This is a genomic window from Streptomyces sp. NPDC043952 (assembly GCF_056435325.1).
Map to the genome: position 1 here is coordinate 113,746 of NZ_JBWKES010000012.1, position 17,204 is coordinate 130,949.

The window sequence follows — 17,204 nt, forward strand, 5'->3', positions numbered from 1 at the left end:
GTCGCGTTATGGGGCGGGCCGCCTCCCGCCCGGTTCAGGTCGCGGTCTCCTCCGTTCCCTCGGTGCGGATACGGGTGCCCGCCGGGTGCCGGGTGCCCGGCCGCGGGGCCCGGCCGGGGGCCGGACCGGGGCCCGTCGGCCCAAGTCGCCGACCGGGCACGCGGGCGGCGCGGGGGCCGTCCCCGGCGGCGGCGACGGCGGACCGCAGCCGGCGGCGTCGGCGGATACGCGCGGCCGGATCCGGCGCGTCGGCCGGTACCGCTTCAGGGGTCGGTGCCGGGTCCGTCGGGTCCGTCGGGGCCGTCGGGGCCTCGGTCGCCGGTTTCGCGGCCGTCGGATGGGCGGGCTGCGGAGGTGTGACCGTGAGGTTGGCAGGTGCCGGTTCCGCGGCCGTCCGATTCGCGGGCGGTGCCAGGGGCTTCGCGGACGGCGCGCCTTCCTCCGCGGGTTCCGTGCCCGGCGCTCCCCCGGTCCGGCCCGGTCGCAGGCAGCGGCGGACCGACTCCACGTCCAGTCCGTCATTGCACGCCTGGTGCAGAAGGCGGGCGAAGAGGTAGTCCGGGTCGGCCGCCATCGCCATGGCCAGGGCCTCGCGGGCCTCCAGTTCGTCGCCGGTGGACCAGGCGACCCAGCCTGCCAGGGTCAGCGGAGCGGCGGCGTGCTCGGCGTACGGTCCGACGCAGCGGCGGGCGAGGGTGCGCCAGAGCCGGAGCGCCGGGGCCGCCTCGTCGCCCTCCATCCACGCGGCGGCGCGGTCGCGGGTGTTGCGGTCCTGGAGGCCCAGGATCAGCCGTGCCGCCTCGTCGTGTCCGATCAGGCCGTCGTCGCGCAGGTCGGCCGGGAGGGTGCCCGCCACCGGGGTCGCCGCGGCGAGGCGCTGGAGGGCGCGCTCGGCCAGGACGATGGTCTCCTCGGACACCTCCGCGCGGCCCGCCTCGTCGAGGATGCGGGGCACCAGCGCCACCCCGGCCGCTTCGAGGGCGGCCTCCTGCTCCCGCGCCGCGGCTGCCTCCCAGGGTTGCAGGCGGGCGCGCAACTCCTTGAGGGTTCCCCGGACTTGGAGGCCGGCGTAGGTGGCCGCGGCGGCGAGCACGGAGGTGCCGGGCAGCCCCATCGGCGTACCGTCCTCGGGACAGCAGTCCTCGACGGGGCAGCAGTACGACCAGTAGCGGCCGTCGGAGACGCACAGTGCCTCGATGACCGGCACGTCGAGGTCGCCGCACTGGACGCGCAGCAGCTGGACGAGGCGGGCGAGCCGGCGTTTGACGTCCCGGCCGCGCTCTCCTGGCGCGGGTTCCTGGCAGACGTAGGCCACCATCTGTTCGGGTTTGGCGCCCCGGCGCTCGCTGCCGGTCACCAGGCCCCTGGCCAGCTGCCGCGCGGCCTCTTCCCAGTCCTCCTCGTGCGCGGGGATGCCGAGCCGGGCCCGGCCGCCGAACCTGCCCTTGCCTCCGCTGTCGTGCAGGGCGACCAGGACCATGCTGTCCTCCGGCCGGTAGCCCAGCAGATAGGGGAGGGCGTCGGCCAGTTCGGCCGCGGAGCGCAGGGTGATCTGCGCGGTGGTGTCGCTGTGATTCGTCATGCGCCGACGATCTCGCGGATCCGCCGATCCCGCTCGGGCCTGTGGATAAGTCGAATCAGGGACACGACAAGGCGTCGAGGGTTGTCCACAGATCCGCCGCCGGCCCGCCCGTTCGTCGGTCCCGTCCTGTTGTATGGAACGCATGGAGCACGAGCACACGAGCAACGCGGATCTCCGGGCACGGGCGGATGCCGTCCTCGTCCGGCTCGTCGGGGACGCCACGGGCGCCGCCCGGCTGCGCGAGGACCAGTGGCGGGCGATCGAGGCGCTGGTCGCCGAGCGGTGCCGGGCGCTGGTCGTGCAGCGCACGGGATGGGGCAAGTCCGCGGTGTACTTCGTGGCGACCTCGCTGCTGCGGGCCCGCGGCAGCGGGCCGACGGTGATCGTCTCGCCGCTGCTCGCGCTCATGCGCAACCAGGTGGAGGCGGCGGCCCGCGCCGGCATCCACGCCCGGACCATCAACTCCTCGAACACCGAGGAGTGGGAGGACGTGCAGGCCGCGATCGCCGCCGGGGAGGTCGACGTCCTGCTGGTCTCGCCCGAGCGGCTCAACAACCCCGACTTCCGCGATCAGGTCCTGCCCAAGCTGTCCGCGGCGACCGGGCTGCTGGTCGTGGACGAGGCGCACTGCATCTCCGACTGGGGCCATGACTTCCGCCCCGACTACCGGCGGCTGCGCACCATGCTGGCCGACCTCCCGCCCGGCGTCCCCGTGCTGGCCACGACGGCGACGGCCAACGCGCGGGTGACCGCCGATGTCGCCGAGCAGCTGGGCACCGGCGGCAACTCCGACGCGCTGGTGCTGCGCGGCCCGCTGGACCGGGAGAGCCTGAGCCTGGGGGTGCTGCGGCTGCCGGACGCGGCGCACCGGATGGCCTGGCTCGCCGATCACCTCGACGACCTGCCGGGCTCCGGGATCGTCTACACCCTCACCGTCGCCGCCGCCGAGGAGGTCACCGCGTTCCTGCGGCAGCGGGGCCACACCGTCGCCTCGTACACGGGCAGGACGGAGAACGCGGACCGGCAGCAGGCGGAGGAGGACCTGCTCGCCAACCGGGTCAAGGCGCTGGTCGCCACCTCCGCGCTCGGCATGGGTTTCGACAAGCCCGACCTCGGTTTCGTGGTCCATCTCGGCTCGCCAGCCTCCCCCATCGCCTACTACCAGCAGGTGGGCCGGGCCGGCCGCGGGGTCGAGCACGCGGAGGTGCTGCTGCTGCCGGGCCGGGAGGACGAGGCGATCTGGGAGTACTTCGCCTCGCTCGCCTTCCCCTCCGAGGACCTGGTGCGGCGCACCCTGGACGTCCTCGCGCACGCGGACGGACCGCTGTCGCTGCCCGCGCTGGAGCCCCTGGTCGAGCTGCGCCGCTCCCGGCTGGAGACCATGCTCAAGGTCCTCGACGTGGACGGGGCGGTGCGCCGGGTCAAGGGCGGCTGGCTCGCGACCGGGCAGCCGTGGTCGTACGACGCCGAGCGGTACGCGTGGGTGGCGCGGCAGCGGGCGGCCGAGCAGCAGGCGATGCGGGCGTACGCGAGCACCACCGAGTGCCGGATGGAGTTCCTGCAACGGCAGCTGGACGACGAGGGGGCCAAGCCGTGCGGGCGCTGCGACAACTGCGCGGGGCCGCGCTTCACGGCCGACGCCTCCTCGGCGGCGCTGGACGCGGCGCGCAGCGATCTGGGGCGCGCGGGGGTGGAAGTGGAGCCCCGGCGGATGTGGCCGACGGGGCTGGGCGCCATCGGGATCGGCCTCAAAGGGCGTATCCCGGCCGGTGAGCAGGCGGCGCCGGGGCGGGCGCTGGGACGGCTCTCGGACATCGGCTGGGGCAACCGGCTCCGCCCGCTGCTCGCGCCGCGGACGCCGGACGGGCCCGTGCCGGACGACGTGGCCCGCGCCGTGATCGAGGTGCTGGCCGACTGGGCCAAGGGGCCCGGCGGCTGGGCGCCCGGTGCCGCGGGTGCCCAGCCGAGACCGGTGGGGGTGGTCACCGTCGCCTCGCGCAGCCGGCCCCGGCTCGTCCACTCGCTGGGCACGCGGATCGCGGAGACCGGGCGGCTGCCGCTGCTGGGGTCCCTGGCGTACGACGAGGACGCGCCCCGGATGTCGCGCAGCAACAGCGCGCAGCGGCTCAAGGCGCTCGACGGCACGCTGGTGGTACCGCCCGCCCTCGCGGCGGCGCTGGCCGGGGCGGACGGTCCGGTGCTGCTGGTCGACGACTTCACGGAGACCGGCTGGACCCTCGCGGTCGCGGCGCGTCTGCTGCGCCGGGCCGGTGCGAAGGGGGTGTTGCCGCTCGTGCTCGCGATTCAGGGCTGAGCCGGGTGAGGGGCGCACGGTCCCAGAGCCGGGGTTGTGCGACCCGAGGGCCGGGCGGCGATCGGGCCACCGAAAGCAGGGGGCGATCGTACGAACGCCCTGAAGGTGGGCTGGCGACCGACCCGACGGTCAGGCGAGGTTCGACCCGAGGGCCAGGCGATGACAGACCCGAGGGCCAGGCGATGATCGACCCGACGGTCAAGCGGCACTCGACCCCCCGGCCAGACCGCGACCGACCCGCCCGTCAAACGGCACTCGACCCCCGGCCAGACCGCGACCGACCCGACGGTCAAGCGGCGTTCGACTCCAGGGCCAGACGGCGACCGCCCGCCCGTCAAGCAGCACTCGACCCCCGGCCAGACCGCGACCGACCCGGCGGTCAAGCGGCACTCGACCCCAGGGTCAGACGGCGACCGACCCGAAGGCGGGGTGGCGATCGACCCAAAGGCCAGACTGGTGAACGGCCGCCAGGTCGGGCGGTGTCGGCCGTCAGGCCGGACCGGTGAACGGCCGTCAGGTCGGGCGGTGTTCGGTCGCAAGGGGGGGGGATGGCGTGCGTCCCCGAAGATCAGACGGCGAACGGCCCGAGGGCCAGACGGCGAACGGCCCGAGGGTCGCGCGGTGTCCGGGTTACCCGTCCTGGAGACGCGCGAGCGCCCCATGCGTCAGCCGTCCGAGCCTTGGGTAGGGATATAAGCCACGCACCACCCGATACCCGGCGGCAGCCCCAATTGCTCGTTGCCGCATTCCAGTTCGACAGGAAGAATTGAGATCCGCTCCCCGCACGGCCCGTCCGTGATCCGGTCGGGCTTCGCTGCGGTGCGCGGTCCCCGAATCCGACCTCGCCCGTTGTGTGGGCGCGTAGCCGAAGGGAGGAACGTGACCTTCGGATTCGCCTCGTCCCCGGCGGCCTCGTTGACGACGTCCACCGCTTCCGCCAGCCGTGTGCTGGAGCCGGCGGAGTGGGCCGCCGCGGGAATCCCGCTGCTGCGCAACCCGCGTGAGGTCGTCAGCGGACTGCACGCCCGGCATCAGCCGCGGCCGTCCACCGCGGTCGTGGCCGTCCTCGACCCGGAGGAGCGGCTGTGCGCCAGCGCGTCGTTCACCCGCCGGGCCGCTCCCGCGGACGGCTGGATGTTCCGCAACGCCCTGCTGTCCCAGCTGCGCCGGGTCATACCGCACGACCTGCGCCGCCGTACCCCGGTGCGCACCGCCGTGCTGCTCTACTGCCGTGAGGGCGACGCGCGTTGGACCGAGGAGGACGGCGCCTGGATGTGGGGGCTGCGCGACGCCTGCACGCTGCACGGGCTGCGGTGCGGTGCGTACATCACGCTGACCCACGACGGCTGGCAGGTGCTGGGCGAGGGGCGCGGTGGCCGCCGTCCGCATGCGCACTCGGCGCCGGAGCCGTTCGCCACGGCGGATGCGCCGCCGCCCGTACCGCGCACCGGCGGACCGGTCTCCGAGGTCCTGCGCCGAGCGGCGGCCCGCTGAGGGACGGCGCGGGTCCGGCAGCCCGACGCGCCTTCCCCACCGGGAAACCCCAGGCGATCACGGCACCGGGGAAGGCGGCAACCGCCCCACGGCCGGCGCCGAGGCGCGCGCACGGCATGCCGAAGGGCGCACCGTGCGGTGCCCCCTCGGGCGGCTGCCGGCTCCCGGAGCCCGGCGCGTGGTTCAGGCGCCGGTGCCGAGGGCCGCGTTGATCTGCTGCGGGTCGCCGCAGACGATCAGCAGGGCCTTGGCGCGGGCGTGGGCCAGCGAGAGGACGTCGGCGGAGGGGGCGCCCCCGTTGACGGCCACGACGACCACCGGGCGCGAGGCGGCGCGGGAGGCGATGGCGGCGTCCGTGTAGAAGACGTCGTCACCCGCGTCGTGCTGCGCCCAGTAGGCGGCTTCGCCGAAGGACAGCTCGTGCTCGGCCCACGGGTGCTGGGCACCCGTGGTGATCACCAGCACGTCGCCGGGGGCGCGGCCCGAGTCCAGCAGCAGGTCGACGGCCTCCTCGGCGGCGTCGATCGCACCCTCGGCCGAGGCCGGGATCAGCTGGATCTGCGGACCCGCGACCGCGGTGGGGGCAGCCGGACCGGAGGGACCGGGCTTGGCCGGAGCCACGTCACGCGGCGTGCGCTGCACCGGCGGCGTAGGCCGCTGAGGGCCGGGACGACCGGGGCGGGACGGCGCCGCGGGACGGGGGCCGGGTACGGGGCGAGGGGTCGGGGCGGTGCGGCCGCTGGCCGGCGTGACGCGGGGACCCTGGGCACTCTCGTGAATCTGAGGCTCCTCGGGAATGAGAGGCATGAGCTGATTTTTATCAAACGTTGAGGTGGCGCTGATGAACGGGGTGGCACATCAGTGCGATCGGAACCGTCAGAAGTCGAAGCCGAGCTGGCCCTCGATTTCCGGAACGCTTCCGTCCGCCCAGTTGCGGGCCTTCTTGAGGTGCCGCCACTGGGGCAGCGCATCAAGATACGCCCACGACAAACGGTGGTGCGGGGTGGGGCCCCGCTCCTCCAGTGCGGCCTTGTGCACGGGCGACGGGTACCCGGCGTTGTCCGCAAACCCGAAGTCTGCATGGTCGACAGCCAGTTCGGCCATCATTTTGTCGCGCTGAACCTTGGCGATCACCGAGGCCGCCGCGACGGCGACGCACGAGCGATCGCCCTTGATCACCGTGCGCACCTGCCACGGGGCACCGAGATAGTCGTGCTTTCCGTCGAGGATCACGGCGTCGGGGCGGACCGGCAGGGCGTCCAGGGCGCGGACCGCGGCGAGCCGCAGTGCGGCCGTCATCCCCATGCCGTCGATCTCCTCGGGGGAAGCATGCCCCAGCGCGTAGGCCGTCACCCACGACCGCAGGATCTCGTCCAGGGCGGTGCGCCGCTTGACGGTCAGCAGCTTGGAGTCGGTCAGGCCCGCGGGCGGTCGGCGCAGTCCGGTGATCGCCGCGCAGACGGTGACGGGCCCGGCCCAGGCGCCGCGCCCCACCTCGTCGACACCGGCGATGACCTTCGCTCCGGTCGTGGCACGCAGGGAGCGCTCGACGGTGTGAGTGGGAGGTTCGTACGGCATGGCGCCCTTAGATTACGCCGCCAAGTGCGCCCGCCGACACCCCGGCCTCACAGGGGACGGCGGAAGCACCGGCCGGCGGGGTGCCGTAGCGGAATCCGGATCACCGGATTTGCGACAGCATATCGAGTGGGGCCGTCGTCATGGTGGCCGCGGGAGGGCGGAAGGGGAGGAGTACCGGCCGTTCCCGGATGCCCGGATCGACCTTCCTCCCACCGGCGTTACCCCGAAGGTACGCACTCGTCGGTCGCCCCGGCCTCGCCCGTCCCACAAGCGGACCCTCCCGAGCCCGATCGCGTCCGCGAATCACACCTAGACCCTGGGGCCGGGCAGGTCAGGCGGTCTCCTTGCGCGGGACGTACCGGATGCTGAGGACGATGACGGCGAGGAAGCAGAGCGCCACCAGGACGACGCTCAGACGCAGGCCGAGCAGGGTGTCGGGCATGCCGATCAGGGAGCCGAGCAGCGCCACGCCCACCGCCATGCCCACCTGGCGGGCGGTGTTGAGGACACCGGAGCCGAGGCCGGCGTAGGCCGGGTCGATGGCCAGCAGCGCGGCGGCGTTCAGGCTCGGGGAGAACACGCCGCAGCCGAGGCCGGTCAGACCGGTGCCGACCGCGAACAGCGGCCAGCTGCCCTGATCGGTGACGCCCAGGAGCAGGGTGCTGCCGACCAGGGAGGACAGGGCGCCGGTCCACAGCAGGAACCGCGGGCCGCGGTGCACGAGGCGGCGGTTGAGGACGATAGTGCCGAAGACCCAGGCGACGGAGAAGGGCAGGAAGTACACGCCGGTCCGCTCGGCGCTCAGGCCCCACCGCTGCTGGAGGTAGATGGCGAGCATGAACTGGAGCCCGTAGCCGCCGAACTGGAAGGCGAAGCCGTTGGTGACGGAGGCGGAGAAGGCGGAGCGGCGGAAGACGGCCGGCGGAAGCATCGGGTGCGGGGAGCGGGCCTCGACGGCGACGAACGCGACGGCGGTCAGCACCGAGACGGCCAGCAGCAGGAGCGGGACGGGGGCGGCCCAGCCCAGCGAGCCGCCCTCGATGAGGTAGGCGACGCTCGCGGAGAGGGCGGTGATGCCGGTCAGCTGGCCGGGCAGGTCGGCGCGGGACGCGCGGCGGGGGGTCTCACGGGCGTGGCGCCGGGCGAGGTGGAGGGTGACCAGGCCGACGGGCACGTTGATGACGAAGATCGAGCGCCAGCCGAACAGTTCGGTCAGGGCGCCGCCGCCGAGCGGGCCGGCGACGAGGGCGAGGCCGCCGGTGGCACCCCAGACCGTGATGGCCTTGGCGCGCTCCAGCGGGTCGGGGTAGGTGCGGGCGATGATGGCCAGGGTGGTGGGCAGCAGACCGCCGGCCGCGATGCCCTGGAGGAAGCGGGCCGCGACCAGGACGGTCAGGTTCGGGCTGAGCGCGCACAGCAGGGAGGCGGCGGTGAACGCGGCGAGCGAGGAGACGAACAGCCGGCGCGCCCCCCAGCGGTCACTGATGCTGCCCGCCGTGAGCAGGAGGGCGGCCAGCGGGATGGTGTAGCTGGTGACGACCCACTGGAGGGCCGCCATCGAGCCGTGGACGTCGCGTTCGATGGCGGGCAGGGCGATGTTCAGGGCGCTGCCGTCCAGCAGGATCATGAAGAAACCCAGGCAGACGGCGGCAAGGGCGAGCGCGGTGTGACGCGCGGCGGGCGCCGGGTCGGCCGACGCTAAGGACGGGGGTGCGGCCGGAGGTGCGGGCGTGGGTGTGGGTGGGGTTACGGCCGGAGGTGCGGGCGGGGCTGTCGGCTGCCGCGTCGCGTTCGTCGGTGCGTCGGGGACGGCGGTCATGACGGGAGCCCCCTTTCGGTCGGGGTGCGGTGCGGTGCGGTGACGTGCGATGGCGAGCGGGGTCCGGGGTGGGCCGCCAGCCGCGCCAGGGCACTCTTCGCGGCCTCGGTGGCCCGGCGGAACGCCGACGGGTCCTGCTGAGCGCGGGCGAGCACGTAGCCGCCCTCGACCGTGGCGATGACGAGCGAGGCCATGGCCCCGGCATCGGTGTCCGCGCGCAGTTCGCCGTCCCGTACACCCTCGGTGAGCACATCGGCGATGCGCTGGTGCAGCCATGCGAAGAACTCGGCCACGGGAGCCCGGAGTTGGTCGTCGGCGACGACATCGGGGTCCTGGACGAGCCGGCCGACGCGGCAGCCGGCGAGCGGGGCGCGTTCCATGTCGAGGAAGGCACCGAGGCGCTCCAACGCCGTCGTACCGCTGCCGAGCGCCGCCTGAGTGGCGCGGCGCAGTTGCTCCGCGGAGTGCCGGATGGCGGCGGCGGCCAGGCCGGCCTTGCCGGAGAAGTGGTGGTACATGCTCCCCTGTCCGGCGCGGGAGCGTTTCTGGATCATCGCCGGGCTGGTGGCCGCGTAGCCGCGTTCCCACAGCAGTTCGGCGGCGGCCTCGACAAGGAGGTCCTTCGTCGGCTTCATGCCGGCGGCTGTCGGCTTCATACCACGATCGTACATACTAGTAGGTACAGAAGGCAAGGCCGTGTATTCATCCCGGACCGTCACCGCAGGTAACAGGCCAGAGAACACAACGCGGTCCCGCATACCGAGACGATCCCTGAGACACCGATATAAGCCTCGGGGTCAAACTTGGTCGCCGGTGTAACTTTGCATCGCACTTGCACCGCGCACCTCAACCCGCCCCGCCCTCCCTCGGCGCGGCGGTCGTGTTTGTTCTCATCGGCCCTGATCGAAGGTGAACGTACGTGGAGCGCTTCCCGTGCGCAGGTGGCGTCCCCATAGCCGTCGTCGGCATGGGGTGCCGCTTTCCGCGCGCCAACAGCATCGCGGAATTCTGGGATCTCCTGATGGCCAACTCCGAGGCCGTGACGCGGATCCCCGAGGACCGGTTCGACATCGACGACCACTACGCCGGCCGCACTCCCGCGCCCGGCAAGACCGTCTCCCGCGACGGCGGTTTCCTCGATGACGCCTTCTCCTTCGACGCGGCGTTCTTCGGGATCTCGCCGGTCGAGGCCAGGAGCATGGACCCGCAGCAGCGGATCCTGCTGCACGTCGTATGGGAGGCGCTGGAGTCGGCGGGGATCGCGCCGGCCGGCCTGGCCGGTTCCCGCACCGGTGTGTTCGTCGGCCAGGCGACCGCCGAGTACGGCGAATCCGGCCGCCCCGCCGAGGGCCCCGGCGTCCGGGACACCGTGGGCGGGCGCCTGCGGGCGGTCACCGCGGGCCGTGTCTCCTACGCGCTCGACCTGCGCGGACCGAGCCTGGTGCTGGACACGGCGTGCTCCTCCTCGCTGGTGGCGGTGCACGCCGCCCGGCAGAGCCTGCTGACCGGGGAGAGCGACCTGGCGATCGCGGCGGGCGTCAACATCATCGTGTCCCCGCAGGACTCCATCGCGTACTCGCAGGGCGGCATGCTCTCGCCGGACGGCCGGTGCCGGTTCGGCGACGCGTCGGCCGACGGGTTCGTACGCAGCGAGGGCGTCGGCGCGGTCGTGCTCAAGCCGCTGCCGGACGCGCTGCGCGATGGCGACCCGGTGCTCGCCCTGCTGCTCGGCAGCGCGGTCACCAACGACGGCCAGGGCAGCGGGCTGTTGCTGAAGCCCGCGGTCTCCGGCCAGGTGCAGATGCTGCGTGAGGCGTGCCGCAGCGCGGGGATCGAACCGGCCCAGCTGGACTACGTCGAGGCGCACGGCACCGGCACGCCGACCGGCGACACCGTGGAACTGCGGGCGCTGGCCGAGGCGGCGGGCGGTGAACGGCCGGTGCGCTGCGGCTCCGTGAAGACCAACATCGGGCACGCGGAGGCCGCCGCCGGCATCGCCGGGCTGATCAAGACGGTGCTGATCGCCCGCCACGGCGTCATCCCCGCCTCCCTGCACCTGTCCGACCCGCACCCGCTGCTCACCGGCGAGCGGCCGGCCGTCCGCGTCGTCACCGAGAACACGCCGCTCGCCAAGGCCGGTCCGCGGGGGCTGCTGGGCGTCAGCTCCTTCGGCCTGTCCGGCACCAACGCCCATGTGATCGTTGGCGAGTTCACCGACGAGCGGCCACCGGCCGCACAAGCCGCGCCGGTGTCCGGGGGCGCCCGTCTCCTGGTCCTCTCCGCCCGTTCGGCCGCGGCGCTGCGGCGCCTGGCGGCGTCGTACGCGGACCACCTCGGACCGGGCGGCGCGGGCCGCGGACAGGCGCTCGGCGACATCTGCGCGACCGCGGCGACGCGCCGCGACGCGGGCCCGCACCGGCTGTGGGCCGTCGGTGCCTCACACGACCAACTTGCGGCAGTGCTGCGGGCGTTGGCGGCCGGTGAGCGCACGCCGGACGGCGGATTCGGCGAGGCGGGGTTCACCGGGCCGCGGCGCCGCGTCTTCGTCTTCTCCGGGCAGGGTTCGCAGTGGCTCGGCATGGGCCGCGGCCTGCTCGCCGCGAACGAGGCGTTTCGGACCACGCTGCGCGCCTGCGACCGGGCGGTGCGCGAGGAACTGGGCTGGTCCGTCGAGGAGTTGCTGACGCGGGAGGCCGACCGGTTCCCCGGCGGGGTGGAGTTCGTCCAGCCCACGCTGTGGGCAGTGCAGGTGGCGCTGGCGGCGGCCTGGCGGAATCTCGGCGTGGAGCCGGAGGTGTGCGTCGGGCACAGCATGGGCGAGGTGGCGGCGGCCTGCGTCAGCGGCGCGCTGTCGCTGCGGGACGCGGCGGCGGTGATCTGCCGCCGCAGCCGGCTGATGCGGCGGATGGCGGGCGAAGGCGCCATGCTCGTCGTGGAGTTGTCCGCCGACCGGGCCCGCGAGGCCGTCGCCCGCACCCCGTCGGTGTGCGTGGCCGCCGAGAACTCCCCCACCTGCACCGTGCTCGCGGGCGACCCGGACGCCCTCGCGGACCTCTCGGCCCGGCTGGAGGCGAACGGGGTCCTGTGCCGCCCGGTGGACGTGGACGTGGCCTCGCATTCCCCGCAGATGCGCCCATTGCACGGCGAACTCGCAGCCGACCTGGCGGAGTTGTCGCCCCGGACCGCCGACGCCGCCCTGTTCTCCACCGTCCGCTGCTCCTCCATTACCGGTCCCGAGCTGGACGCCGGCTACTGGGCGGACAACCTCTGCGAACCGGTGCGGTTCCACGCGGCCGTACGACAACTCGCCGACCGAAGCGACGGGTTGGAGAACGTCTTCCTGGAGATCAGCCCCCACCCGGTGCTCACCGCCTCGGTCACCGACACGCTCACGGCCGACGGGGCGCCCGGCACCGCCGTACCCTCGCTGCGGCGCGACACCGACGAGGTGGCCGAACTCCTGCGTGCGGCGGGCAAGTTCTTCGCGGCGGGCGGCCCGGTGGACTGGTCGCGGTGGTACGGCGCTCCGGTACGGCCGGTGCCGCTCCCCCATTACCCGTGGGAGCGCACCGAGTTCCGGCAGGCACCGGCCGCCCCACGCCCGGCACCGGAGCCCCTCGTCGGCCGGGTGGAGCTTGGCCGATGGGGCATCGCCGCCTGGGCGGAGCAGTTGGGCGTGGCCGGGGCGACGGTGCTGCCGCCCGCCGTGCAGATCGCCGCCGTACTCGACGCGGCCGCGCGGTACCTTCCCGAGGCGATGTTCGCGGTACGGGACGTACGGCTCGCCCCCGCCCCGGTCCTGCTCCCCGACCCCGAGGCGGCCGTGCTCGCCATCGCGCTGGAGCGGTCCGGTGACGCCTGGCGGGCGGTCGTGGAACTGGAGCAGCCGGACGGCGCCGCGGGGATCTTCTGCTCCTCGGCGCGGCTGTGCCCGGTGGACGACAGCGACGGCCGCCGGGCGCCGGGCGAACTGGACCGTGCCCTGGCCCGCTGCCGGCAGTACCTGTCCGCCGCCGGATTCCGTCGGCTCGCCCTCGGCTACGGCCTGGAACTCGCCGACACGTCCGGCGCGGTGGAGCAGCTGTGGCGGCGGCGCGGCGAGGCGGTGGCGCGGATCCGGCCGGCCAAACCGGCGCCGGGGCTGTGGGAGACGGCACTGCTCCCGCTGCTCGCGGCCTGGCCCGAGGCGCGCCGGACCGGCGAGGCGGACCGCGGTTTCCTGCCCACCGGCTTCGAGAGCGCCCAGCTCTACGGCGAGCTGCCGGACGACTTCTGGAGCCTGGCCGCCGTCACCGCGGGGCCCGGCCCGGACGAGGCGCGCGGTGAGGTGCTGGTGCTCGACGGAGAGGGGCGGGTGCTGGCGGAGTTCCGCGGGATCTCCCTGCGCCGTCCGGGACACCCGCGGCGTCCGGGGCACCCGCGGCGTCCGGAACGCCAAGGCCGTCCGGTGGCGTCCTCGCTGGCCGGCGCGCTGCCGGTGCGGCTGCCCCTGCTCGGGGTGTCGCTGCTGGACGCCCCTCTCCTGGGCCCCGCGCGGCCGCTGCTGTCCCGGTTCGCCACCATGATCCGGCCACCGGCGGCCGGGCGGTGGCCACGGCTCGACGAGCACCCGGCGCAACGGTCCGCGCCGCGCCCGGTGGAGCACCGCGCCGTATTCCCGGCGCACACCGGCAAGGTTCGGGCGACCGCCCCGCACCCGCAGCCCCCACACCCGCAGCTCCCGCACGCGGAGCCCCCGTACCCGCACCCCTCGCCCACGGACCCCGCCGGCATGCTGATCGCCGCCGCCTGCGAGGTGCTCGGCGTCGCCAGGGCCGATCTCGACGCGCGCCGGTCGCTGCGCGATCTGGGGCTGGACTCGCTCATGGCCGTCCAGCTGCGCAACCGGCTGAAGACCGGGTGCGGGGTAGACATCACCGCGGGACGGCTGCTGGGCGGGGAGAGCCTGGAGCGGATCGTCCGGGACCTGACGGTGGGAACCGCGGCCGTGTGATCCGGTTCGGCCTGCCGACTCCCGGCGGCAGGGCAGCGGTTCAGGGGCCGTCACGCCGAACCGGCGTGACGGCCCCGGCACTTGTCGCGCTGCCGAACCCCGCCGCACGCCCACGGACGACCCGCTACGCCAACGACCAGCACCGCGAGCGGACTTCCGCCGGTCAGGCCGCTCCCGGCACCCAGTCGGGCAGTGCCTCGGTCCGCTGTGTCCACTCGGCGGGCGGTGCCCCCGCCTTGCCCGCGGCGAGGACGCCGCCCACGATCGCGCAGGTGGTGTCCACGTCGCCGCCCACCCGTGCCGTCGTCCAGAACGCCGTCTCGAAGTCGCCGAGGCCGCGCGCGGCGGACCACAGGGCGAAGGGCACGGTGTCATGGGCGGTCCTGCGGCGTCCGCAGCCCAGCACGGCGGCGACGGTGGCGGCGTCGCCGTAGTCGAGCATGTCGCGGGCGCGGCGCAGGCCCTGGCCGACCGCGCTCTTGGGGACGAGCGCGATCACGCCGTCGAGGAGCGCCTCGGGGGCGGGCGGGCCGTCCGGGGAGCCGGCCAGGGCCGCGGCCGCCGCCACCGCCATGGCGCCGACCACCGCCTCCCGGTGCTGGTGCGTGGGGTAGGCGGAGATCTCGGCCTGGTGGGTGGCCTGCTCCGGGTCGTCGGCGTACCAGGCGCCCAGGGGCGCGGTACGCATGGCCGCGCCGCTGCCCCAGGAGCCGCGCCCGTGGAAGAGGGCGGCGGCGGGCCCGCGCCAGTCCTCGCCCTGGCGGACGAGGTTCAGCAGCCGGCTCGCGGTGGGGCCGTAGCCCCGGTCCGGGTCGTGGTGCTCGGCGAAGGAGTGGGCGAGGGCGTCCTGGTCGATGCGCTGGTGGGCGGCGAGCACGGCGAGGACGGAGCAGGCCATCTCGGTGTCGTCCGTCCACGGCCAGGGGCCGGGCGGCAGTTCGCGGCGCTTGAGCAGGGGGTGCCGGGCCGGGACGAAGAACTGGGCGCCCAGGGCGTCGCCGACGGCCAGTCCGCGCAGGCTCGCCAGGGCGCGCTCTAGGCGTCCACGGGGGGAGAAATGTGCGGTCATCGCTCCCCCACTCTATCCGGTGGCCCAGTCCGGCACCGGTTCACGCCAGCGTTCGAAGGGCCGGTCGAGGGTGTAGCGGCCGTCCTCGCCGAGGACGAGCATCCGCATCTCGGCGTTGTCCGGATTGGACAGGGATTCGAATTCGGCGACCGTCCAGTGGAACCAGCGCATGCAGAACAGCCGCATCGCGAGGCCGTGGGTCACCAGGAGCACGTTGGGCGGATGGTCGGGGGCCTCGAAGCTGCGGAACAGGCTCTCCAGGAAGCCGCCGACCCGGTCGTAGACGTCGGCGCCGGACTCGCCCTGCGGGAAGCGGAAGAAGAAGTGGCCGTAGGCGTCGCGGTAGGCCTTCTGGAGGCGTACGTCGTCGCGGTCCTGCCAGTTGCCCCAGTCCTGCTCGCGCAGCCGGGGCTCCTCGCGCACGCGTATGAGGTCGGGGTCGAGGGCGAAGGCGCGCAGGGTCTCGTGGGTACGGCGGTACGGCGAGACGTACACGCTCACCCGTTCGGAGCCGAACAGCTCCCGGAGCCTTACGCCGGTCTCCTCGGCCTGCCGCCGGCCGAGGTCGGTCAGTGCCAGGGCGTGGTCCGGCTCGCGCTCGTACACGGAGTCGTCGGTGTTGCCGGTGGACTCGCCGTGCCGGACGAGGACGATGCGCCGTGGTCGTGCCATGCCGAAACCCTAGATCGGGGGGCGGCGAACCGGGGAATCGAACGGGGCCCATACAGCGCACGTCACACCCCCGACTTCCGGACCGACCGGAGGACCGACCGGCCGGTATCCCGGTGTCGGACGATCCGGGAAGGCCGGTGCTAGACGATCCAGGACGGCTCCAGGTCGACGATGTCCCCGGAGAGGGCCGCGATGTCCGCCTCGGTCTGGGCGCGCAGGGCGAGGCGCTCGATCCGTTCGGTGCGGTACTTGCCGTGTTCGGCGGCGGCCCGCCACATGGAGAGGATCAGGAACTCCTGCTCGGGGGCCTCGCCGAACATCCCGCGGATCATGCCGGGCGAGCCCGCCATGGCCGGGTTCCAGACCTTCTCCTGCATGAGGGTGAAGTGCTCCACCCGCTCCTCACGGACCCGGCACAGGGCGAGTCTGAGCAGGTCGGAGTCGGTGAAGCGGGGTTCGAAGCCGGTCTTCACATCGAAGCGGTACTCGAACAGTCTGACCTGGGCGTCCTTGAAGGTGCCCACCTGGGCGGCGGCGAGGCGGTCGTGGGAGCGGGCCATGAAGGAGTCGTAGAAGGCGCGGCTCTCCCAGAAGGCGACGATGTGCGCCACGTCGGGCCGCCGCCGGCTCCAGCCCCCGCCCTGTCCCCGGAAACCCGGCTCTCCGGGAAGCCCCGCCCATTTCCGCTGCCCCCGCTCGAACCCCCGGCGGTCCACCACGGTGCAGCGAATCCACTTGACCAGCACCGCGCCATCGTAAGGCCAGCGGACATGGCGCCGGTCACACTCCGGGGGACTTCGTCCGCGCGCGGGGAGGCGGGTACGTGGCACGATGGGCAAGGTTCCTCGGCCGCATGGGAGTTGGGGACGAGGTGCGCACAGGGAAGGGGAGGCCCGGTGACCGGTTTCAGCAAGGGGATGCGCAAGGTCGAGGTCGCGCTCAAGTGGGACCCCAGTCCCGCGGGTACGCCGCCCACCGATCTCGACATCATCGCCGCGACCTTCGACGCGCGGGATCCCTACGGTGCCCCGGCGTACCTGGTGCACTTCGACAGCCGCTCGCCCGACGGCACCATCTTCCTCAACCGTGACAGCACCGACGGGCGGGGCTTCGGCTGGGACGAGGTGATGACCCTGGAGGTCGACCGGCTCAGCGAGCGCTACGGCCGGGTGGTGGTGGGCGTCGTCATCCAGCAGCAGCCCGCGCGCCGTACGTTCTCCGGGGTCCTCAACCCCGCGATGCGCGTCCGCGAGGGATACACCGTGCTGTCCGAGGACGACTTCACCTCGGTGCACGACGCCACCGCCGCCACCGTCGCCGAGTTCGTCCGCAACGACTCCGGTGAATGGATCTTCCACCCCGGCGTCCACGGCTTCCACGAGGCCCCGGAGGACTTCACACGGGTGATGGGCCGGGCACAGCAGGCCTGACGACGGCGCGGGGTCCGGCGTACGAGCGGCGGGGAGCGGACGTCCGGCCGCGTGCACCGCGTCTGCCCGGTAGCGGTCCGCGAGGGGTACCCCTGCGCATCGAGACCACCGGGACGCCCGGCCTCGGCCGCGGCGTGAAGGCCGGCACGGCCACTCCCCCGGGAAGACCCGCAGCCGCAGGAGACGTTGCCGTTCCCGGCTGGCGTACGCCGCGCCCGGCACCCAACGGCGAAGGGGCGCCGACCAGTTGGCC

12 protein-coding genes are annotated in these 17,204 nt (G+C 73.9%); 4 read left to right on the forward strand and 8 right to left on the reverse strand.

The features are described from left to right. Positions 1-34: 34 nt before the first annotated feature. Positions 35-1,582, reverse strand: coding sequence for a DUF4192 domain-containing protein (locus AC069R_RS16635; RefSeq protein WP_478767511.1), 1,548 nt, complete (start codon positions 1,580-1,582; stop codon positions 35-37). Between the two features lie 133 nt (positions 1,583-1,715). Between AC069R_RS16635 and AC069R_RS16640 the strand changes: the two genes are divergently transcribed. Together AC069R_RS16640 and AC069R_RS16645 are read left to right on the forward strand one after the other, a co-directional pair. Beyond that, complete coding sequence (locus AC069R_RS16640; protein WP_478767512.1) at positions 1,716-3,896, forward strand: RecQ family ATP-dependent DNA helicase; 2,181 nt, start codon at positions 1,716-1,718, stop codon at positions 3,894-3,896. A gap of 879 nt (positions 3,897-4,775) precedes the next feature. Beyond that, positions 4,776-5,390 (forward strand): hypothetical protein, encoded by a 615-nt coding sequence (locus AC069R_RS16645; RefSeq protein ID WP_478767513.1) that lies wholly within the window; start codon positions 4,776-4,778, stop codon positions 5,388-5,390. A 183-nt stretch (positions 5,391-5,573) separates the two neighbouring features. On the opposite strand, the gene AC069R_RS16650 is transcribed toward AC069R_RS16645, so the two are convergent. From AC069R_RS16650 to AC069R_RS16665, 4 genes are all read right to left on the reverse strand, one after another. Beyond that, the gene (locus AC069R_RS16650) at positions 5,574-6,197 is read right to left on the reverse strand and encodes a hypothetical protein (RefSeq protein WP_478767514.1); all 624 of its coding nucleotides are present in this window, start codon (positions 6,195-6,197) and stop codon (positions 5,574-5,576) included. A 69-nt stretch (positions 6,198-6,266) separates the two neighbouring features. Next, positions 6,267-6,968: a ribonuclease HII gene (locus tag AC069R_RS16655; protein WP_397983641.1), complete on the reverse strand. Its 702-nt coding sequence runs from the start codon at positions 6,966-6,968 to the stop codon at positions 6,267-6,269. A gap of 331 nt (positions 6,969-7,299) precedes the next feature. After that, on the reverse strand, positions 7,300-8,607 hold the full coding sequence (locus tag AC069R_RS16660; RefSeq protein ID WP_478767576.1) for an MFS transporter: 1,308 nt from the start codon (positions 8,605-8,607) through the stop codon (positions 7,300-7,302). A gap of 176 nt (positions 8,608-8,783) precedes the next feature. Continuing rightward, positions 8,784-9,443, reverse strand: a complete 660-nt coding sequence (locus tag AC069R_RS16665) for a TetR/AcrR family transcriptional regulator (protein WP_478767515.1) — start codon at positions 9,441-9,443, stop codon at positions 8,784-8,786. A gap of 263 nt (positions 9,444-9,706) precedes the next feature. Here AC069R_RS16665 and AC069R_RS16670 point away from each other — a divergent pair, with 263 nt between their 5' ends. Continuing rightward, positions 9,707-13,780, forward strand: coding sequence for a type I polyketide synthase (locus tag AC069R_RS16670; protein ID WP_478767516.1), 4,074 nt, complete (start codon positions 9,707-9,709; stop codon positions 13,778-13,780). A gap of 163 nt (positions 13,781-13,943) precedes the next feature. On the opposite strand, the gene AC069R_RS16675 is transcribed toward AC069R_RS16670, so the two are convergent. From AC069R_RS16675 to AC069R_RS16685, 3 genes are all read right to left on the reverse strand, one after another. Further along, on the reverse strand, positions 13,944-14,849 hold the full coding sequence (locus tag AC069R_RS16675; protein ID WP_478767517.1) for an ADP-ribosylglycohydrolase family protein: 906 nt from the start codon (positions 14,847-14,849) through the stop codon (positions 13,944-13,946). A 12-nt stretch (positions 14,850-14,861) separates the two neighbouring features. After that, positions 14,862-15,521, reverse strand: a complete 660-nt coding sequence (locus AC069R_RS16680) for a histidine phosphatase family protein (protein WP_478767518.1) — start codon at positions 15,519-15,521, stop codon at positions 14,862-14,864. Positions 15,522-15,661: 140 nt separating this feature from the next. Then, complete coding sequence (locus AC069R_RS16685; protein ID WP_478767519.1) at positions 15,662-16,267, reverse strand: YdbC family protein; 606 nt, start codon at positions 16,265-16,267, stop codon at positions 15,662-15,664. A 150-nt stretch (positions 16,268-16,417) separates the two neighbouring features. Between AC069R_RS16685 and AC069R_RS16690 the strand changes: the two genes are divergently transcribed. Continuing rightward, positions 16,418-16,951 carry a TerD family protein gene (locus tag AC069R_RS16690; protein WP_478767520.1) on the forward strand — a complete coding sequence of 178 codons (534 nt, stop codon included), beginning with the start codon at positions 16,418-16,420 and terminating at the stop codon, positions 16,949-16,951. Positions 16,952-17,204: the final 253 nt, after the last annotated feature.